Here is a 20,094-nt window from a genome sequence, read left to right on the forward strand (position 1 = left end):
AAAGGGGACAGGTTGATTGTTTCGCGGTTGGTTGCGGTTTTCAACCGCAGGACGTCGTTTCCGTCCGATCTTCTGTCCCTCGCACGACTTGGCGACCAAGATTGTTCGATTTTCAACGAACAGTCTGGTTCGCCCCGATCGAAGCGCGGTTGACCGGGTGGTATAATCCTTATAAGCTACCCAGCGGAAAGGGTTTGCGCACATTTTGCCGGCGGAATTCATGTCATCTTAAGGACGTTTTCGCATCTAACCTTTCCCTCCCTTTTGACCCGACATTAGCAAAGCGACCGATGGAGCTATTGGAACGGATGTGGGAGCAAATTTGCCTGTTTTTTGGCAATTTGCTCAGCGGTTTTGAACGACTGATCACGTCGATCTTTGGATCGTCGAATGCTCGGTACGTAAAACGTCTGCAATCCACTGTCGACGCGATTAATGCGCTCGAATCAAAATACGAAGCGATGTCTGAAGAAGAACTGCTTGATCAAACGCGGCTCTTCAAGCAGCGTCTGACCGCAGGCGAAACGTTGGACGACCTGATGGTCGAAGCGTTCGCCGTCTGTCGCGAAGGTGGCAAACGCTTTCTTGGCATGCGCCATTACGACGTGCAGATGCTCGGCGGCATGGTGTTGCACAGCGGCGCGATTGCGGAAATGGTGACGGGCGAAGGTAAGACCCTGGTTGCGACGCTACCGGCCTATCTCAACGCGCTGGAAGGCAAAGGGGTTCACGTAGTCACCGTGAATGACTACTTGGCTCGCCGCGATATGGAATGGATGGCGCCGCTCTATCGAGGGCTTGGCCTAACGGTCGGCGCGATTCAAAGCAACATGCCAGTTCACGAGCGACAAGTCGCCTACTCGTTAGACATCACCTACGGTACGAACAACGAGTTCGGCTTCGATTACTTGCGCGATAATATGCGCCCTGCCGCGCGCGGCGATGCGCGTTTTCCGAAAAGTTGGCAGCAGTCGCAGGGGCGTTTGAACTTTGCGATCATCGACGAAGTCGACAACATCTTGATCGACGAAGCGCGAACGCCGTTGATCATCTCAGGACCGGCGAATCAAGACAAAGGCAAGTATGAAGTTGCCGACAAGATTGCCCGCACGCTGAAGAAAGAAGTTCACTTTGAAGTGAACGAAAAAGATCGCAGCACAAACCTGACTGACGAGGGAGTGCGCGAGGCGGAACGCCTAGCCGGTGTCGAAAGCTTTTATACCGCTGGCAACATGGAATGGCCTCACCTGATCGACAATTCGCTCAAGGCCCATTTTCTGTACATCCGCGACGTCAACTATGTGGTCGAAGATCGCAAAGTGGTGATCGTCGACGAGCATACCGGTCGTAAGATGGAAGGTCGCCAATGGAGCGATGGTCTGCATCAAGCGGTCGAAGCGAAAGAAGGGGTGCCGATCAAAGAAGAGACGCAGACGCTGGCGACGATCACGCTGCAGAACTTTTTCAAGCTGTACGACAAGCTTGGCGGCATGACCGGTACTGCGATGACCGAGGCCGGCGAATTGTGGAAGATCTACGAGCTGGAAGTGATCGCGATTCCGACCAACCGGACGATGCAGCGAATCACCCATTCTGACATTATCTACATGTCGGAAAAAGAAAAATACGAAGCGGTCGCCGACGAGATCGAACGGTTCCACAAGTGGGACGTGCTTGAGATGAAGGATGGCAGCGAACGCTGGGGCAAGCTGATTCGTGAAGAAGAGAGCGTCGTTGTCTTTGAAGAAAAAGGGGGCAAAGGACGCACGGAGTTCCCGCGTAAAGAGATTCGCCACATCCAGAAAAAAGGTCGTCCCGTCCTGGTCGGCACCGTCTCGATCGAGAAGAGCGAACGTCTCTCAGCCTTGCTCGAGCGGCGCGGCGTTCGTCATCAGGTGCTCAACGCCAAACAGCATCGTCGAGAAGCCGACATTGTCGCGCAAGCGGGACGGATCGGCGCTGTGACGATCGCCACCAACATGGCCGGTCGCGGTACCGACATTGTCTTGGGGGGCAATCCCGAGACATTGGCTTGGGCGCAACTGCAAGACAAATATCCGACACGTCTAGAAGTGCCGGAAGCAGAGTGGGATGCGCTAATCGCCGACATTGAGTCGCGCGAGAAGATGAAAGAAGAAGGCAAAGTCGTCCGCGAATTGGGCGGTTTGCATGTGATCGGCACCGAGCGGCACGAGTCGCGTCGTATCGACTTGCAGCTGCGTGGTCGTTGCGGTCGTCAGGGCGATCCCGGCAGCAGTCGCTTCTTCTTGTCGCTCGAAGACGATCTGATGCGGATCTTCTTTGGTGATTGGATCCGCGGCTTCTTGATGAGCATGCCTGGCGGGATGAAAGCCGGCGAAGCGATCGAAAGTCGGATGGTGACTCGCCGCGTCGAAGGCGCTCAAAAGAAGATTGAAGAACGCAACTTCGACATCCGTAAAAATCTGCTCGAAAGCGATGAAGTGATGGACGAGCAGCGCAAGCGCGTCTATGGCTTCCGCCAACGAATTTTGGATGGCGGCGACTGCAAAGAGTTGATTCTTGACATGGTTGAGCGGCAGACCGACCGCTATGTCGACATGCTGCTGGCCAAAGATTACGGCGTCGAAACATTCGCGCGTTGGGCCGGCATGGAACTTTCGTGCGAGTTGGATCCCCGCGACTATCGCGGACTCGATATTAACGCCGCGGCCGAACATGCCAAGGACGAAGCCGAGCGTCAGGCCGAATCTAACGTGATGGCCGCGATCGACGAGAATCTGCCGGCCGAAGAAGAAGAGTCCGAATGGAACTGGCAGGCCATGGCCCGCTTTTCCAATTCGATGTGGAAGACCAATTTTAGTGATCGCGACCTTAAAAAGGTGGGCCGTGATCATGTCGATACGCTATTGGTCGAAAAGGCCCGCGAGCAAATCCAAAAGGTCGATCTGTCGGACGGGGAAAAGTTTCTCGATCCTGATTTTGGCTATAAGAGCTTGGCCGGCTGGGTTCACTACAAGTTCGATCTGCAGCTTGCGGTCGCGGACTTCCGTGAGAAAAGCAAAAAAGCGATCGCCGATATGATTCTGGAGAAGGCCAAAGCCGCCTACGAACAGAAGGAATCGCAGTACCCCGTCTTGGCCGGCATTTATAAGTTCAGCGACAAATCGGGCGGACATTCTCGCTTGGATCGCGAAGGCTTGATTGACTGGGCCGCGCGACGTTTTGAAATCAATATCGATCTCGAAGATATCAAAAGCAAGCAGCGCGACGAAATCCAGCGGTTGCTCGAAGAAAAGAGCCAAGGGCACATCCTGCAGGCTGCTGAGAAGATCCAGAAGGTTCGCGATAAAGTCGCATCGATCTATGAGTCTGGCTCGGATCAGCAGACGCTAGCGATCGTCAGCGGTGGCAACGGCAAAGTGAACTCATTGGCGGACTGGATCCGCATGACGATCAACAAAGAAGTCGACGCCGATGAGTTAGCCCCACTCGATCGAGCCGAACTCGAAAAGCGCTTGATTCGCGAAGTCAACGAACGTTATCGTCCTGAAATGACCCGAATGGAACGGAGCGTGCTGCTCGAATTGATCGATTCGATCTGGAAAGATCATCTGCTCGCGATGGACCATCTTAAGAGCGCCGTTGCCTTCTCGGGGTATGCTCAAGTCGACTCCAAGGTCGAATTCAAACGAGAAGGGATGCGTTTATTTGAAGCGATGTGGCAATCGATCGGCGAACGCGTTACCGATCTGGTCTATAAGATCGAAAGCCTGAACGAAGATTTCGTCAGCTCGACCTGGACCGAAACCGAAGCCCGCCATGACGAAGTTGGCTCGACAGCCGCCGAACTGGCCCATCAGCAAGAGCTCAACGAAGGTTCAACCCCCGGCGAACAAGAGGTTGTCGAACCGATTCGCAACGTCGGAAAGCGGGTTGGACGTAATTCTCCCTGTCCCTGCGGCAGCGGCAAGAAATACAAAGATTGTCATATGGGCAAAGACCGCGGAGTTACGTAGCATACCTGTCGATAATCAGAGAGCAGAGTGCTGATAGTGCTCTGCTTTTCGATTCCCCCCTTCAAGCGTCGCATGTTCTGCTCGCCTCATTGCGTCGCCGCATTGCCATGAGTCGAGACCGGGAAAGGATTCCCTATGGGTTGGTTGCTCAACATCGTCTATCTCGGCGCGATCACTGCGGCCATCCCGTACTTTGTCTGGTCAGCGCTGGTTCGCGGGCGTCGTCGCGGTGGATTACTGCAAAAATTCTTTGGCCTGGTCGCAAAGCGTCACGGGGATCGGCATTGCGTTTGGCTGCATGCGGTCAGCGTGGGCGAAGTCAATCTGCTAGCAACGATCATCCAGGGGATTCGCAGTGAATCACGGGACGTGGATTTTTACATCACGACCACCACGCACAGCGGCTATGAGTTAGCGCGGGCACGCTATGACGATTGCTTGGTCAGCTATGCTCCGCTCGACTTTAGCTGGGCTGTGAAAACGGCGCTGCGTCGCATCCGCCCCCAAACGCTAATCTTGGTCGAACTCGAAATCTGGCCGAATCTGATCCAGATTTCCAAGCGGCGCGGGGTCAAGGTCGCTGTGGTCAATGGGCGTTTGAGCGAAAAAAGCTACTCCGGCTATCGCCGCGTCGCTGCCTTGTTGCGTCCGATTTTGCGCAAGCTCGACTGTATCGCAGTGCAAGACTGGACCTATGCCGAACGGTTTATTGCTTTAGGAGCATCCGCCAATCGCGTTGTCCCCACAGGCTCTTTAAAATTCGACGGCGCCGAAACCAATCGCCGCAATCCAAAGACGCTACGGCTGCGACGCTTGACGCAAATTCCCAGCGACGCAATCGTCTTTTTGGCCGGTAGTACGCAAGCCGGTGAAGAAGCGGCGGCGCTTGACGCTTTTGTGTCGGCAGCGCCGCGTCATCCCCAGTTGCGACTGATTTTGGTGCCGCGACACCCAGAACGCTTTGACGAAGTCGCCGCACTGCTGGATGAGCGTAACGTCAGCTGGTCCCGGCGCTCGTCGCTGGAGTACAGTGTGGTCGATCCGACAGCCCATGTGCTGCTGGTCGATACGGTCGGAGAGCTTGGCGCTTGGTGGGGATTGGCGGATATCGCTTTTGTTGGCGGCAGCTTTGGTCGTCGCGGCGGACAAAACATGATTGAGCCGGCCGCCTATGGCGCCGCGGTCAGCTTTGGACCCAACACCAAAAACTTCCGTGACGTGGTGCACATGCTGCTTGATGCGGAAGGCGCTGTGATGGTCACAGACGAAGCGGCCTTGGTTGATTTTGTGGGGCGCTGTCTGGATGAGCCCCCGTGGCGCGCTGAGTTGGGCGAGAACGCTCAGCAGCTGGTCGCTTCGCAGTTGGGCGCGGTCCAGAACACGCTCAACGTGCTCCGCCCTTTTTTGCCGCCAGGCGAAGTTAGTCATCGCCGCGCGGCCGCCTAGCGTCTCGCTGCTTTTGCTATTTGGCCGCCTGTTCCTGGATCCACTTGACTCCCTGCGGAACTCCTTCGGCGATCATCGAATCATAGTGTTCACCGGTTTCGACCGGAACGAACGTTACGTTGACGCCGTGCTGCGTTAGTTGCTTGGAGTATCCCAGCGACTCGCTGAAATCAACATTCGAGTCATCTCGGGCATGGAAGAGGAAGACGGGGCAATCCATTTTGTCGGCTCGATTTTGGGGCGAACTTTCGTGCAGGAATTGCTTGACCCCGGGATAGGCGGTTTGGACGCCGGGGAGCCAGAGGAGGGTCGATAGTCGGCTTTCGACATCAATGCAGGGCGCGTAGGCGACGGCGCCAGCGATTCGTGGTTCATACGACGCCAGCAGTAATGATAAGGTGCCTGCCGAGCTATGGCCGGCCGTGTAGATTTTCTGCGGATTGACTTGCGGAATGTTTTTGATGACATAGTCGATCACGTTACGACCATTGACTACTCCAGCACAGGCGTCGTGAAAATGCCGATAGCTGGGGAAGGGGCCTTTCGACGATTGGTGTCCCTCGTCTTCCTCTTCGGGGCCATCCAACGAATAGAAGATCACAACCATGCCGGCTTCGGCGTACGGCAATGTTTCGTCGTGGTAGTCGTCATCATCCATCGACGAGCCATACAGCAAAGTCGTACCAGCCGGAGCGACCACCACGCACGGCAACGAGCCCGCTGCATGTTCGCCCGGCGGCATGTAGATTCGCAGTTGCATCGAACCGGCTGGGCCACGGCCATGGCTTTGCACAAACGCCATCCGAACCTCACTGCCGGGAATGCCATGCGATGACGACGGCGCCGGAATTGGTTGGTACTCAATCGAAGCCAGGCGTTCTTCCAACGTTGGTCCTGGTGGTTCGTTGGCCGCAGATGGCAGCATCGAGATGGCCCCGCAGCAGATTGCAATCAGCAGCAAGAAACCGCCAGCGATTCCTCCCACCACGTACAGCAATGTTTTCAGCCCAGAGCGAGATCCGCTTCGCTTTTTTGTAGCCGCAACCGGTTGGGGCGTGGGAGGCAGCGGCCCCAGTGTCGACTCACCGCCAAAGAGATCGTCTTTCAATCCATACCCTACCAAGCCGTATTCCTCTTCCGCCTCCGTTGGGTCTAAGCGGTTGGCCTGGGGGATCGGAATTGTCGCTCCACACGCTTTGCACTTGGCCTGCTTGCCGGCGAGTTGATCCCCCACGCTGTAGGTTTTTCCACAACTTGGGCAGGTGAATTGAATCGGCATGGTAGGCGATCTAGCGGGGGTTGATGAGATCCAAGTGCGAGCATATTAACCGATCCGGGGGGCTGAGTCACCCAGTTTTCCCCGGCTCGCCAGCGGCAGGCCGAGATCGCTAGAATGCGGGCTGCTGCTTCGCCATGGTGTCGCATTTGGGAGTTGGATTGGATGTCAAACGATGCTTCGTTAGATCAGTTGATGCAGATGATTTGTGGATATCAGGTTTCGCAAATTGTCATTTCGATTGGTGAGTTGGGGCTGCCTGATTTACTAAGCCAGGGGCCGGCCTCAGTCGAAGAATTGGCGCAACAGTGCGACGCTAACCCGGATCGTCTCTATCGTTTGCTGCGAGCGGCGGCGTCGCTCGGCCTTTTTGCTGAAACGGAACCGCGAACCTTTGCGATGACCGCGCTTGCCGAGCCGCTGCAAAGCGATCATCCGCTATCGTTACAGCCGTTGACGCTGATGATGGGAGGAGAGCATTACGCGACATGGGGCAGACTTCGCAGCGCCGTGCAGTCAGACGAAAATGCGTTTGAGCAAGAGTATGGAGAGCCCTTTTTCGACTACTTGGGGAAACAGCCCAAGTCGGCGGCAATTTTTGACGCTGCGATGACCAGTATCCATGGCCGCGAAACGGAAGCGATTCTGGGCGCCTATGACTTTTCTTCGTTTGGCGTGATCGCCGATGTCGGCGGCGGCAATGGATCAAAATTGATCTCGCTGCTCACCAAATATCCGCAGCTTCGGGGCTTGTTGGTCGATTTGCCGCATGTGGTGCAGCGCGCCGCGCCTAACTTTGTCGCCGCAGGCGTCAATGACCGCATGACGCTGGTCGGCGGCGACTTCTTTCAGGAAGTCCCCACCGGAGCTGACGCTTATATGATGCGTCACATCATCCACGATTGGGATGATGCAAAGAGCACGCTGATTCTGAAAAATTGTCGCGCTGCAATGCAGTCAGGCCAAAAGCTCCTGCTGGTCGAATACGTCATCCCAGCTGGCAACGAGCCTTTCCCCGGCAAGTTGCTCGACCTGACGATGATGTTAATCCCCGGAGGCAAAGAGCGGACAGAAGCCGAGTATCGTGATCTGGTCGCCGCTTGCGGGTTCCAGCTTGACCGCGTAATCCACACGTCGCAGCCGATTTCAGTATTGGAGTCGACCGCGATTTAGTCGTAACTTTCTGGACAGCATTTCTAGCGAACAGTATTGAGCTAGTCAGTTTCGCTCGGAACTAACGTTTCAATCCAACGCTATTTTCCTAAGGACGCGATCGAAGGATCTCTCTCAAAATGGAGTGGCAACCCCCCCGGTGCGAATAGCCTCATGGGGGAGCCGTTCATTAAGCGAATTGCAATTTTTTAGTTTTCGGATACTAGAAGTTCGCCCCTTACGGCCTTGGCAGAGGAAGAATATCCGCAAGTTGCTGTGATCCGCCGTTGTTCAAATGGCCTGAATGTTCCTATAATGCGCGTTTTGCTGAATCGTTCCCTTCCCACTTTCGGGGTTGGAGGGCGCAGTCGCGTGTTATCGCTTTAGGAGTGGGATCTGTGGCTTCTGGAAAGTACTTGTTTACGAGCGAATCTGTCAGCATGGGCCATCCGGATAAGATGGCGGATCAGATTTCTGACGGAATTCTGGATGCTCTTTTGGCTCAGGACCCCATGAGCCGCGTGGCCTGCGAGACGCTGGTCAACACCGGTCTGATCGTCATGGCGGGCGAAATCACCTCCAAAGCGGTTATCGACTATCAAGACGTCGCTCGTTCGGTCGTTCGCGACATCGGTTATACCGATGACAAAATGGGCTTTAACGCCGATACCTGCGCCGTCATGGTGACGCTCGACAAGCAGAGTCCCGACATCGCCCAAGGGGTGAATGAAAACAGCGAAGCCGGCAAGCAAATTGGCGCTGGCGACCAAGGTCTGATGTTTGGCTACGCTTGTAATCACACGCCAGAACTGATGCCGCTGCCGATCTCTCTGTCGCACAAGATTTTGAATCGTCTGACCGAAGCTCGCAAGGCAGGCGAAGTCAACTGGCTGCGTCCCGACAGCAAGAGCCAAGTGACGGTGCAGTTTGACGGCGACAAGCCGGTGCGCATCGACACGGTCGTCGTATCGACACAACACTGCGATTCGGTCAACAACGCCGAAATTCGCAACTACATCATGAACGAGATCGTGAAGCCGCTGTTACCGGCCGAACTGATCGACGGCGAAATCACCTATCACATCAACCCGACCGGCAAGTTTGTCGTCGGTGGTCCGATGGGGGACTGCGGTCTGACCGGTCGAAAGATCATTGTTGACACCTACGGCGGCTGGGGCCGTCACGGTGGTGGTGCTTTCAGTGGTAAAGACGCGACCAAGGTTGATCGCAGCGCCGCTTACATGGGCCGTCACGTCGCCAAAAACATCGTCGCCGCCGGTCTGGCCGAGCAGTGCGAAGTGCAACTGGCTTACGCGATCGGCGTGACCGAACCGGTCAGCGTCCATGTCGAAACCTTTGGCACCAACAAAATTGATGACGCCCGCATTGTCGAGCTAATTCGTGAGCATTTCCCGCTCAGCCCCGGCGGCATCATTGATTACTTGGATCTGCGTCGACCCATTTTCCGCGCCACCGCCGCTGGTGGGCACTTTGGTCGCGAAGAATTCCCGTGGGAAAGCACCAAGCCGGCCGCCACGCTCGCTGCGGAAGCCGGCGTCGCCGCTGTCGCCAGCTAGTGGAAGCGTCGGTTTACCTCGCAAAACCGACTTGCACGCTCAAAACCTTCCTGCCAAACTACCGCGGCAGGAAGGTTTTTTCCTGCGCCTACCCGAACGGAATCGTATTTATGTCTAACCAACCTCCCAGCAGCGAAGCTCGGCTTTTGCTCTTGCCGACCGCGTGGATCGGAACCATCGCTTTGGCGCTGGTCTCGTTGCAAGCGATTTGGCTTCGTCTGGCCGGTTGGTCGTTGGTTGACGTCTCTGGCTTCGCGATCTTCTTTGCCGCGATCACGTTGGCCGGGATTGCCGCTTCGATTCGCGCGCTTTGGCTCTACGGCGGACGCTGTCGGTCGTTGCCGCAGGCAGAGTTCACCATCGCACTGGCGCCGCTGGTTTGCAGCATTGTCTTGGCGGCCTCGTTGACCAGCAGCCAGATGTCAGCGTTTGTTGTCTTCTTGCTCTGGTTTGTCGTGGCGGCGGAAGAAGCGATCACGCTCCTCTTCTTCATCCCCCAGATTTTACCCGGTGGCTTTCAACGCCCCGCGATCAGCGCTCGAGAAGCGCTACGTGCCGCTCACGGAGCGAAGTCGCAGGAAGCAACGGAAGAAGTTGCGCCGGCCAAGCCGGTCGTGACGCGCCGTTTCGATCCGCCAACAGCAAAAGAATCACCGCTTAGCGAGACTCCTCCTCCGGCGGCAGATGCCGAAGACAAGCTCTGGCGATTTGATGACGCCGAGACTCAGGGGCCGCACTTTGTGGCCGGCAATGTTTCGCAACAGCTTACGCGTGCCCGGGAAGCGATGACCGAGGTCGTCTACGGTTATCTACGGGCCGATTTCGCCGCCGGTGAGCGGCATCAGACTGTCCACGTCGCATTTTGTCCGCCGCTGGCCCAGATTCCGGAAGTCGAGATCTGTCAGGTTGAAGGCCCCGAAGTATCGGTGAAGACAACCTTGGTCGAAGCGCACGGCGCACGGGTCGAACTCCGCCGTAGCGGCGGACTGGACGAAGCGGTTTCGGTGGTGCTCGAACTGCACGCCGCCGCCGACCACGGCGAACTTTAGTCGTTGCCCCAGCAGGAAGTGCAGGGGCCCAAAATGCGTGGTAGAATCCGGGCCTATCGTCTCGTCTCCTGATTTGGTCCCTTCTGCGCTATTTCGGATCTTCGCCATGCGACGCGCCTCCGTCTTGCTGCTTCTACTGTTATTGCTGCAGGCCATCGCGCCTTCCCTGATCCAGGCCGAAGAGCCCGAAGCGAAAGCAACTTCCAAGGAAGAGCTCAAAAAACGCTTGCGCAAAATCCAGATCAGCAAAGAGACGACCCATATCGAAGGTCCGCTCGACGCCGCAGGCAACGTCGATTACCTGGCGGCGATCAACGCGCGCCTGAGCAAAGGGGTGACGCCGGAAAACAATGCGGCCGTCGAACTGTGGCTGGCGGCAGGCCCCGATTATTGGACATTGTTAGCTATCAATAGTCGCGAATTTTTCGCGGCGCTGGGAATTCGTCGCTTTGCGAGTTACGATCCTTTTTTAGTGGAATGGGATGACTTTGCGCTGCCGCCTGCCAATGAATCGGCGGAGGACGAAGATGCGGCTAGCGATCAAGCATATGAGTTAGAGCGGCAGCTTTTAGAGGCGACGCTGCGTCCCTGGAGCGAGGAGGAGTTTCCCCAGATCGGCAAGTGGATAGAACGCAACGCGAAGCCGCTAGCGCATATTGAGCAAGCGGTCGAGCGTGAGCGATTTTATGAGCCGGTCGGTTGGCTGCCTGAAATGCAAGAATTCGGGTTGTACGAAATAGCGGAACCGACCTTAGAAATCGCCCGCGGAGCCTCTGAATTGTTGGCGGCTCGCGCGATGCGGCGACTTGGCGCCGGCGACCTGCAAGGCTGTGCCGAGGACGCCTATCGACTGCATCGTCTGGGGGCGCTGGTTTGCTTGTCGCCGACCGTCAGCGGCTGGCAAAGCGGCTGCGAAATTCGCTTGAATGCTTGCCGAGTAAGTCGCGCATTGGCCGATTCGCCGGCGGCCAGTTCCGAATTTTTGGTCGCTCATCTACAGCAAATTACGAAAGTGCCTGCGGACGAATTTCGAGTAGAGCGATATGACTTTTTCGAGCGTTTGATCTGTCTGTCGATCATCGAAGGAGTTATTCGCACCGCGCGCAAAGAAGCCTTTGATGAAACCAATGCCCGCAATCGCGATCTCGCGAAGGTGTTTGATGCGGCGTTTGGCAATCACTTTATGGACTGGAACGAACCGCTTCGCATTGCGAATCAGCTGTTTGATAAAACAGCCGCCGCTTTACAGCAACCCACCATCCCAGAGACGAATGCAGCGCTGGTCAAGATCAATCGCGAGTACTATCAACTAGTCAGCGAAGACGAATCAGAACAGCCCAATTTGTTGCTGCAGATCTTTCAGCAAAAGTCGATCGGCAAGACGCTCGGTCGTGACGTCGCAAAGACGATGTTGGAAGAGTATTTTGTTCCCGCCTATGAGTACTTTGATAGTGAACAAGAGCTGCGCAAGGAGCTCGACATGACGCAGATCGTGTTGGCGGCCGCCGCTTTTCAGCGTGATAACGGAAACTATCCGCAGGCGATCGCATCGCTTTCGCCCCGCTATCTGCCGCAAATGCTGATCGACGCTGACAATGGCCAGCCGTACCAGATTCGCATGAGTATCATCTCGCTGGGGATCGACGGAAAGGATGATGATATCTTCCAGGGGTATGACGATCTGGAGGTTCGCTTGCCTGTGCGGAATACGAAGTAAAGTTCGTTTTCCGCGCCGCTTCCTCATTTATTCAGCACCGCGCGGTTGTTCGATTTCTCAAACCGCCAATAATAGGTGCTTTGCAGAGTAAGCCGAGACTGCCCCCGCGGTCGCGACAAGTCAGGCTTTTGAAACCCAGGATAAAGGCGGACGAAATGTCGATTGATCCCCAACTCACCGCAAAACTAACCAGCGCCGGCGAGCAGGACTTGTTGAACTATCTCCAAGCCGCCGATCCGCAGGTCGCTGCTGCACTCTCCGCGCAATTGGCTGCCGTTGATTTGGATGAGATCGCCGCGACGCTCAAGAAAAAAGCTGCCGCCGCCGCAGGACCGCTACAGATGACTTCTCCGCCGGCGATTCGGCTCGAGGATGCCGCGCCACGCATCAACGAAGCCGATGCGATCGCAGCCGGCGAAGATCTGCTGTCGCGGGGCAAGGTGGGCGCATTGCTGGTTGCTGGAGGCCAAGGAACACGGCTTGGCTTTGATCATCCCAAAGGGATGTTTCCGATTGGCCCGGTCACCGAGCGAACGCTATTTCAGATCTTTGTTGAAAAGCTGATCGCCAGGGGGAATCGCTACAACGCCGCGATCCCGCTCTATCTGATGACCAGTCCTGCAACGCATGACGATACGGTCGAGTTCTTTGCGGCCAACGGCAACTTCGGTTTGCCTGAGGCGCAGCTCAAGATCTTCTGCCAAGGGACGATGCCGGCGGTCGACGCGGCGAGCGGCAAGTTGCTATTGGCGGCGCCTGATCAACTGGCGCTTAGCCCTGATGGTCACGGCGGAACCTTGGCGGCGCTGGTCAAGAGCGGTTGCCTGGCTGACATGCAAGGTCGCGGTCTGGAAGAAGTCTACTACTTTCAAGTCGACAACCCGCTGGCCGACGTTTGCGAACCGCTCTTTTTGGGATATCACCGGTTGAGCGGCAGTCAGATGTCGACCCAGGTGGTGGCCAAGCAGCGTCCCGAAGAAAAAGTGGGCGTGCTGGTCGAGGTCGAAGGGCGCCTGCGCTTGGTCGAGTATAGCGAGCTTTCGGACGAACTAGCGGCCGAGCGAGACGCCAGCGGTTCGCTGAAGTATTGGGCCGGCAACATCGCGATTCATGGATTGAACGTTGATTTTCTGGCCAATATGGCCGCCGACGCCGAGAGCTTGCCATGGCATTTGGCCAGCAAGAAAGTGCCGTACTGCACCTTCGCCGGCGAGCAGATCGATCCGCAAACGCCCAATGGAATCAAGTTTGAGCGTTTCATCTTTGATCTGCTGCCGCACGCCAAAAATGCGATCGTCGTCGAGATCTCGCCGGCGACTACTTTTGCGCCGGTTAAGAACGCCGACGGGGCGCCCAGCGATACGCCGAGCGCCGCTCGTGCTGCATTGACGGCGATTTATACGAAATGGTTGGTCGAAGCCGGCGTTTCGGTCGCGGCGGAGATGCCGATCGAAATTAGTCCGCTGTTCGCACTCGATAGTGAAGAGCTAAAATCAAAAGTCGGGGAAATGTCGCCAATCGTCGAACCGACGGTTTTGGGCGACTCGTTAGAATAGGATGGACGAATGCTACATGCGGTGATCATGGCCGGCGGAGCCGGAACTCGGTTTTGGCCAGCGAGTCGCGTCGACCGACCGAAGCAATTATTGGATCTGACCGGTGACGGGACGATGATCCAGGCCACTGCTTTGCGATTGGGCGATCTGGTTTCGCCGGAGCGAATCTTAATTGTGACCAACGAGCGGCTGGTTCAACCGATTCAGCAGCAGTTTCCCACGCTACCGGCAGCAGCGATTGTGGGCGAGCCTTGCAAGCGTGACACGGCTCCCTGCATCGGACTGGCGGCGCTGCTTGTCTCGCGCGATGATCCCGATGCGATTATGGTTGTAATGCCATCCGATCATGTGATCTCGCCTGAGTCGGCGTTTCAATCGGCCCTGCAATATGGCGCCGCATTGGTTGCTGATTCGGCTGATCGGATCGTCACCTTTGGCATCCAGCCCAAATATGCGGCGGAGACGTTCGGCTATATCGAACGGGGTGACGAGCTCAGTAGCGATGTGGGAGATCCGCCCTCGTTTGCTGTGGCCCGGTTTCGCGAAAAGCCAAAAGGAGATGTGGCCCGCGAATATTTTGAGTCGGGCCGCTTCTATTGGAACTCGGGCATCTTTATCTGGAAAGCCAAGACAATTCTCGACGCGCTGCAGCGTTACGAGCCTGACATGTTCGCCCATCTCGCCGCGATCGGCGCCGCTTGGGGAACTCCGGCCCAAGCCGCAACGCTCACCAAAGAGTTCACCGCGATTCGCGGCAAATCCATTGACTACGCAGTGATGGAACGTCATCAGGACGTAGTCGTGGTCGAAGCGCCGTTTTTGTGGGATGACGTCGGCAATTGGCAAAGCTTGCAGCGCCTCAACGAGCCAGATGCGGATGGCAACACCGTGTTGGCCAATCATCTGGGGGTCGACACGCAAAACTGCATCATCAAAGCGGATGATGATCACTTGATTGTGACCCTGGGGATGCGTGATGTAATCGTGGTCCATACGCACGATGCAACGCTGGTCGCCGATAAGAACCGCGAAGAAGAAATTCGCGAAGTGGTCAAACAACTGCAAGCCAACGGCTGGGATGCTCACCTATGAGCGAGGGCAAGCTTCCCGAAATCCCCACAACCGGCCGCATTGCCGGCATCGATTTTGGCACGGTTCGCATCGGGGTCGCGATTACCGATCCCGATCGGATCTTGGCCAGTCCGCTAGAGAACTACAATCGTCGCTCCCTGAAATTGGATCGGAACTATTTTGAAGATTTAGCCCGCCAAGAGCGGATTGTATTGTTTGTCGTGGGACTGCCGGTTCACTTAAGCGGCAACGAAAGCGGCAAGTCCGGCGAGGCTCGCAACTTCGGCAAATGGCTCGGCAAAATCACCGGCGTGCCGATCGTCTTCTACGACGAACGCTTTACGACCAGCATCGCTAAAGATTACTTGGCAGGTCTAGGGATGACCAAGCAAAAGAAGAAGCAAGTCATCGACAAGCTAGCCGCGCAGATCTTGCTAACCGCCTATCTAGAGAACCCCGCCCGGGCTGACGCGGGGCTCGATGCGCTGGATGATTAGCCGCTTCGTCGCCCGCTGTGATGCGATCTCGATCTTTCAATCAGACTTCGTGCTTCATTCGACATTCTGATTTCGACATTCGTCATTGCCGCCGCCCAAATTCCCCTTGCTCACATCGACCAACTAAGACGAGGCGGCCTCAAAGTCTTTCCCGCCGCGGGCTGCGACCAGGATCAACACCACGCCAACCGCCATCAAGCCGGCGGCGACATAGGCCGGCAGCGTCATCGAGTACATCAGCAGCGGTATCCCCAGGCCTGAGCCCACAATGCGGGCCATCGAGTTCACGCTTTGCGCCACGCCCAGCACTTCGCCTTGTTTCTCGGGATCGGTGCGGCGTGAGATCAACCCATTCAGCGACGGCGTGACAAAGGCAAAGCCGCCTACCACAATGGCCAGCGCCGCAAACAGCAATCCAGTCGAGCCAGTCTGAATCGCCGCCGAAATCAGCAAAAAGCCGACGATCTGGGCGATTCCGCCGGATGCCGCCAGCACCCCTTCCGAAACCTTGCCGGCCAACCGGCGGACGATTCCACCCTGCACAATGGCCAGCGTCGCTCCGATAAACGCAAACGTCAAACAGACCGCGCGAAACGAAAAGTGAAACGGGCTATCCGGCAACCGGCCCCCGTGGATCATCAAGCCGAGCGTTGTCTCAAAGTTGGCGAACGAGAAGACGCAGACAAACAACGCGATCAACAAACTGCCCAGCGATTTGGCGCCCAAGGCCTTGCGCAGCGAGCTGAATGAAAAACCGCGATGCGAGTTGACGGTTGTCGTCGCGGCGCCAAACGTCATCGATTCAGGCAGCTTGAACCAAGCCAGCACCAGCGCCGCGGCTGATAAAATCGCCGCGACATAGCCGGGCCAAGGACCAGGATCGCCCTCGCCGGTCGGCACCGCCAAAAATCCCAGCAGCGGCCCAAAGGTAAAGCCCAAGCCAAAAGCCATGCCGATTAGCGCCATCCCTTTCGACCGGTTCTCTAGGCTGGTCGTATCGGCGATGTACGCCTGAGCGGTCGAGATCGTCGCGCCAGCGATCCCGGCGCCGATGCGGGCGACAAACAGCAGCCAAATGCATTGCCACTCGGTCGCGATGCCAAAGATCGTATAAAAGATCACGCTTCCTGACAGGCCGATCATGATCACCGGGCGCCGGCCAATGCGATCCGACAACAGTCCCCACAGCGGCGCAAACAAAAATTGCATCGCCGAGAAGCTGGCCATCAACAGCCCTAGCTCGATCCCATGTTCATCCACGCCAAACTGCGAGGCGTAAATCGGCAGCAGCGGCAGCACGATGCCAAAGCCCAGCAGGTCAATAAAGACGGTTAAAAAGATGACCGCCAGCGAACCATGGCTGGTCGTTTTGTTGCTATCGACAGGTACAGAGCTCATGCGGCGGGCTAACGTTGGAGAGTGACAAAGGCGGTGTGCTAGGAAAGGGGCTTATTGTAGCCTAGTTCCCCTTGAAGGGGTTGCGCGTCAGGGAAATGAGGTCGGTGGGAATGATGAATGTCGAAATCAGAATGTCGAATGAAGCACGAATCTCGAATGCCCCAACGGTTCAGACACTAGCCCGCTGCGCCCCAGTTGAAGTTGCGCTATTTTAAACCGATGAAACACTAGCCCGCAGCGCCAGCGAGGGAATTCGCTTGGCTACTTCGATCTGGGTTGGAATCGCCAAGCGAATTCCCTCGCTGGCGCTGCGGGCTGGTGTGAACGTTTTTGGCTTAATTCTTACCGCGTTTTCCGTGATTCATCCGTGTCCTCCGCGTTCTATTTCTTACGAACCTGCGAAATAGCGCAACTTCAAAAAACGACAGCGAGGGCATGCCGCTGGCTAATCCAATCCGTAATTGCAATCGCCGACTTTCCGCGAGTCGCCGCAGTTTCTATGATGCAGACATGACTACATACACGTTTGCCCAGCGAGACGAACTTCGCCGTCTCGACGCTTCGCAATTAGCCGCACATCAGCTTGCCCGATTCAATGCGTTGGTTGCCGAAATCCTGCCGCACAATGCCTTTTATGTGGACAAGTTAGGTTCGCTGCCCCACCCGCTAGAATCGCTCGACGCGATCGCAGATTTGCCGTTCACTTTCAAGGACGAATTGGTCGGAAAGGTCGAAACCGGCGATTTGGCCGCCAATCGGACCTATCCGCTAGAGCGCTACGTCCGTTTTCACCGCACCAGCGGCACGCGAGGACGCCCGATGGTCGTGCTTGACACCGCGGCCGACTGGCAGTGGTGGCTCGATGGTTGGCAGTTTGTGCTGGACGCAGCCGAGATCGGGCCCGAGGATCGCTGCTTCCTTGCATTCAGCTTCGGGCCGTTTGTGGGGTTCTGGAGCGCCTTTGATGCGGTCGCGGCGCGCGGCTGTCTGGCGATTCCCAGCGGCGGGCTCAGCACCGAAGCGCGGTTAGAACTGATTCGCCAAAACGGCGCAACCGCCCTCTTTTGTACGCCAACCTACGCGTTGCATCTGGCCGAAGTGGCGCAGCAACAAAAGCTCGATATCGGCGATACGAATGTCCACCGCATCATCTTGGCCGGTGAGCCGGGCGGTTCGATCCCTGCCGTGCGGCAAAAAATTGAATCGGCTTGGAACGCCAAAGTGATCGATCATACCGGCGCCACCGAGATTGGCCCCTGGGGATTCTCGGACGAAAAACAGCGCGGCGTTTATGTGAACGAAGCCTTCTTTCTGGCAGAGTTTATCTCGGTCGAATCGGGCAAGCCGGCCACCGAGCTGGAGTTGTCTGAACTGGTCATCACCACGCTCGGCCGTTACGGTGCGCCGGTCATTCGCTATCGGACCGGCGACTTGGTCCGCCCTAGTTGGAATCACAACGGGCCTTGCAACTTTGTGCTGCTTGAAGGGGGCGTGCTAGGTCGCGCGGATGACATGCTGATCATTCGCGGCGTCAACGTATTTCCGTCATCGGTCGAGCAAATCGTCCGCGGCTTCCCCGAGATCGTCGAGTTTCGGATGACCGCGCTCAAGAACGGTCAGATGGATCAGCTGGCGGTCGAAATCGAAGATCGCTTAAATCGCCCTGATCGCGTCGCCAAAGAATTACAGATTCGTCTCGGTCTGCGGATCGAAGTCACCTCGGTCGAGATCGGCTCGTTGCCTCGGTTCGAGGGCAAAGGTCGTCGCTTTGTGGATAAACGTCATGCCTCCTGAGTTTGTCGCGCGCTGTCGCGAGCAGTTTCCCGCTTTGCGCCGTCAGCAAGATGGCCAGCCGATCGTCTATCTGGATGGCCCCGCCGGAACGCAAGTTCCCCAAAGCGTCGCCGATGCGGTCAGCGATTATCTGCTGCGTCACAACGCCAACACGCATGGCGTTTTCGCGACTAGTCGCGAGACCGACGCAATGATGGACGACGCGCACGCCGCCGTCGCCGATCTGCTGGGCGCTGGTTACTCAGACCTGATCGCGTTTGGCGCCAACATGACCAGTCTGACGTTCGCCCTGTCGCGCGCCCTCTCGCGTACTTGGAGCCCCGGCGATGAGATCCTGGTCTCGCAGCTGGATCATGACGCCAACGTCAGCCCTTGGATGTTGGCGGCGCAAGATGCTGGCGCTACAGTCAAGCAGATCGGGATCCGCACGGATGACTGCACGCTCGATATGGATGACTTTCGCAGCAAGCTGTCGAGCAAGACCAAGCTGGTCGCCGTCGGCTGTGCGTCGAATGCCGTCGGCACGATCAATCCCGTGGCCGAGATCACTCGGCTGGCGCATGACGCCGGCTCGCTGGTGTTTCTCGACGCGGTTCATTATGCGCCGCACGCGCTGATGGACGTTAGCGATTGGGGCTGCGATTTTCTGGTCTGTTCGGCCTACAAGTTTTTTGGGCCGCACGTCGGCATCCTCTACGGCCAGCGAATGCGGATGGAAATGCTGCGGCCCTACAAATTGCGACCGGCGCCGGAGTCGCTGCCGGGCCGCTGGATGACCGGCACGCAAAACTTTGAAGGGATCGCAGGCGCCGTCGCCGCGATCGAATATCTCTCGCAAATCGCCGGCGTTGGCGGTTCGCGCCGCGATCAGCTAAAGGCCTCGTACGCCAAGATTGTCGCCTACGAACAAACCCTTAGCGCCAAGCTGCTCGACGATTTGGGAGCGATCGATGGGGTGACCCTTTACGGCATTTCCAATGCCCAGCGCGTTGATGAGCGGCTGCCAACCTTTTCGATCCGGCACCGGGCGCTGCCTCCCAAGCAGTTGGCCCGCTATCTGGCCGAACGCGGCGTCTTCGCTTGGCACGGCAACTATTACGCGTTGTCGCTGACCGAAGCGATAGGCTTAGAACCCGAAGGCGCGGTCCGGCTTGGAATGGTGCATTACAACACGCCGGCAGAGATCGATCGCGTCGCGTCCATTTTGCGAGAGTTGGAGTAACCGATGTCGGCCATTCCCCAGCAGCTAAAACTATTAGACGATGGAAACCTGTGGATCGAGTGGTCCGACGGCGCGCAGCGGGTTTACCCCGTCCGCAGCCTCCGTGAAGCCAGCCCTGACGCGCTAACGCGTGAGAAGGCCCGCGTGGCCGCCGAGAAACCGCCCAACCAGCTGACGATTCTAGCCCCCGAAGAATTGATCCCGCTGCGGATCACCGGCATGCAGCCGATCGGCCGCTACGCCTACCAAATCCAATTCAGCGACGGACACGACTCAGGCATTTATACTTATGAGTATCTCTACTCGCTCGGCCAACCCTACCCAGCCGCCGATTAGCGCTA

General features: G+C 57.0%; 14 protein-coding genes. 12 read left to right on the forward strand and 2 right to left on the reverse strand.

Translation table 11 applies throughout. The features are described from left to right. The first annotated feature begins 290 nt into the window (after window positions 1-290). On the forward strand, window positions 291-3,998 hold the full coding sequence (gene secA / locus SH421x_RS04150) for a preprotein translocase subunit SecA (protein WP_488854134.1): 3,708 nt from the start codon (window positions 291-293) through the stop codon (window positions 3,996-3,998). A gap of 135 nt (window positions 3,999-4,133) precedes the next feature. Next, the gene (locus SH421x_RS04155; RefSeq protein WP_488854135.1) at window positions 4,134-5,444 is read left to right on the forward strand and encodes a 3-deoxy-D-manno-octulosonic acid transferase; all 1,311 of its coding nucleotides are present in this window, start codon (window positions 4,134-4,136) and stop codon (window positions 5,442-5,444) included. 16 nt (window positions 5,445-5,460) lie between these two features. Here SH421x_RS04155 and SH421x_RS04160 read toward each other — a convergent pair whose 3' ends face one another. Further along, window positions 5,461-6,723: a prolyl oligopeptidase family serine peptidase gene (locus tag SH421x_RS04160; RefSeq protein ID WP_488854136.1), complete on the reverse strand. Its 1,263-nt coding sequence runs from the start codon at window positions 6,721-6,723 to the stop codon at window positions 5,461-5,463. Between the two features lie 162 nt (window positions 6,724-6,885). On the opposite strand from SH421x_RS04160, the gene SH421x_RS04165 reads away from it, so the two are divergent. The 7 genes from SH421x_RS04165 to ruvX all read left to right on the forward strand — a co-directional run bounded on the left by SH421x_RS04165 (window position 6,886) and on the right by ruvX (window position 15,339). Then, window positions 6,886-7,893, forward strand: a complete 1,008-nt coding sequence (locus SH421x_RS04165; protein ID WP_488854137.1) for a methyltransferase — start codon at window positions 6,886-6,888, stop codon at window positions 7,891-7,893. A gap of 377 nt (window positions 7,894-8,270) precedes the next feature. Further along, window positions 8,271-9,449, forward strand: coding sequence for a methionine adenosyltransferase (gene metK, locus SH421x_RS04170; RefSeq protein WP_488854138.1), 1,179 nt, complete (start codon window positions 8,271-8,273; stop codon window positions 9,447-9,449). Between the two features lie 110 nt (window positions 9,450-9,559). Next, on the forward strand, window positions 9,560-10,498 hold the full coding sequence (locus tag SH421x_RS04175; protein ID WP_488854139.1) for a hypothetical protein: 939 nt from the start codon (window positions 9,560-9,562) through the stop codon (window positions 10,496-10,498). Between the two features lie 106 nt (window positions 10,499-10,604). Then, window positions 10,605-12,215 carry a hypothetical protein gene (locus SH421x_RS04180; protein WP_488854140.1) on the forward strand — a complete coding sequence of 537 codons (1,611 nt, stop codon included), beginning with the start codon at window positions 10,605-10,607 and terminating at the stop codon, window positions 12,213-12,215. Window positions 12,216-12,370: 155 nt separating this feature from the next. Next, a complete protein-coding gene (locus SH421x_RS04185) occupies window positions 12,371-13,771 on the forward strand; it encodes a UTP--glucose-1-phosphate uridylyltransferase (protein WP_488854141.1) in 1,401 nt (466 codons plus the stop codon). Window positions 13,772-13,780: 9 nt separating this feature from the next. After that, the gene (locus tag SH421x_RS04190) at window positions 13,781-14,863 is read left to right on the forward strand and encodes a mannose-1-phosphate guanylyltransferase (protein ID WP_488854142.1); all 1,083 of its coding nucleotides are present in this window, start codon (window positions 13,781-13,783) and stop codon (window positions 14,861-14,863) included. Next, window positions 14,860-15,339, forward strand: a complete 480-nt coding sequence (ruvX, locus tag SH421x_RS04195) for a Holliday junction resolvase RuvX (RefSeq protein WP_488854143.1) — start codon at window positions 14,860-14,862, stop codon at window positions 15,337-15,339. The genes SH421x_RS04190 and ruvX overlap by 4 nt, the downstream gene beginning before the upstream one ends. A 123-nt stretch (window positions 15,340-15,462) precedes the next feature. Here ruvX and SH421x_RS04200 read toward each other — a convergent pair whose 3' ends face one another. Next, window positions 15,463-16,737: an MFS transporter gene (locus tag SH421x_RS04200; RefSeq protein ID WP_488854144.1), complete on the reverse strand. Its 1,275-nt coding sequence runs from the start codon at window positions 16,735-16,737 to the stop codon at window positions 15,463-15,465. A gap of 510 nt (window positions 16,738-17,247) precedes the next feature. Here SH421x_RS04200 and SH421x_RS04205 point away from each other — a divergent pair. The 3 genes from SH421x_RS04205 to SH421x_RS04215 are packed head-to-tail and all read left to right on the forward strand — an operon-like array spanning window position 17,248 to window position 20,089. Continuing rightward, window positions 17,248-18,531, forward strand: coding sequence for a phenylacetate--CoA ligase family protein (locus SH421x_RS04205; protein WP_488854145.1), 1,284 nt, complete (start codon window positions 17,248-17,250; stop codon window positions 18,529-18,531). Beyond that, complete coding sequence (locus SH421x_RS04210) at window positions 18,521-19,753, forward strand: cysteine desulfurase-like protein (RefSeq protein WP_488854146.1); 1,233 nt, start codon at window positions 18,521-18,523, stop codon at window positions 19,751-19,753. Before SH421x_RS04205 ends, SH421x_RS04210 begins: the two co-directional genes overlap by 11 nt. A 3-nt stretch (window positions 19,754-19,756) precedes the next feature. After that, complete coding sequence (locus SH421x_RS04215; protein ID WP_488854147.1) at window positions 19,757-20,089, forward strand: gamma-butyrobetaine hydroxylase-like domain-containing protein; 333 nt, start codon at window positions 19,757-19,759, stop codon at window positions 20,087-20,089. The last annotated feature ends 5 nt before the right edge of the window (window positions 20,090-20,094 follow it).

This window comes from Blastopirellula sp. SH421, assembly GCF_057808535.1.

Excerpts from the sequence above, each read along its gene's own strand:
- secA (WP_488854134.1), top strand. The coding sequence starts at position 291 with ATGGAGCTATTGGAACGGATGTGGGAGCAAATTTGCCTGTTTTTTGGC.
- SH421x_RS04155 (WP_488854135.1), top strand. The coding sequence starts at position 4,134 with ATGGGTTGGTTGCTCAACATCGTCTATCTCGGCGCGATCACTGCGGCC.
- SH421x_RS04160 (WP_488854136.1), bottom strand. The coding sequence starts at position 6,723 with ATGCCGATTCAATTCACCTGCCCAAGTTGTGGAAAAACCTACAGCGTG.
- SH421x_RS04165 (WP_488854137.1), top strand. The coding sequence starts at position 6,886 with ATGTCAAACGATGCTTCGTTAGATCAGTTGATGCAGATGATTTGTGGA.
- SH421x_RS04175 (WP_488854139.1), top strand. The coding sequence starts at position 9,560 with ATGTCTAACCAACCTCCCAGCAGCGAAGCTCGGCTTTTGCTCTTGCCG.
- SH421x_RS04180 (WP_488854140.1), top strand. The coding sequence starts at position 10,605 with ATGCGACGCGCCTCCGTCTTGCTGCTTCTACTGTTATTGCTGCAGGCC.
- SH421x_RS04185 (WP_488854141.1), top strand. The coding sequence starts at position 12,371 with ATGTCGATTGATCCCCAACTCACCGCAAAACTAACCAGCGCCGGCGAG.
- SH421x_RS04190 (WP_488854142.1), top strand. The coding sequence starts at position 13,781 with ATGCTACATGCGGTGATCATGGCCGGCGGAGCCGGAACTCGGTTTTGG.
- ruvX (WP_488854143.1), top strand. The coding sequence starts at position 14,860 with ATGAGCGAGGGCAAGCTTCCCGAAATCCCCACAACCGGCCGCATTGCC.
- SH421x_RS04200 (WP_488854144.1), bottom strand. The coding sequence starts at position 16,737 with ATGAGCTCTGTACCTGTCGATAGCAACAAAACGACCAGCCATGGTTCG.
- SH421x_RS04205 (WP_488854145.1), top strand. The coding sequence starts at position 17,248 with ATGACTACATACACGTTTGCCCAGCGAGACGAACTTCGCCGTCTCGAC.
- SH421x_RS04210 (WP_488854146.1), top strand. The coding sequence starts at position 18,521 with ATGCCTCCTGAGTTTGTCGCGCGCTGTCGCGAGCAGTTTCCCGCTTTG.
- SH421x_RS04215 (WP_488854147.1), top strand. The coding sequence starts at position 19,757 with ATGTCGGCCATTCCCCAGCAGCTAAAACTATTAGACGATGGAAACCTG.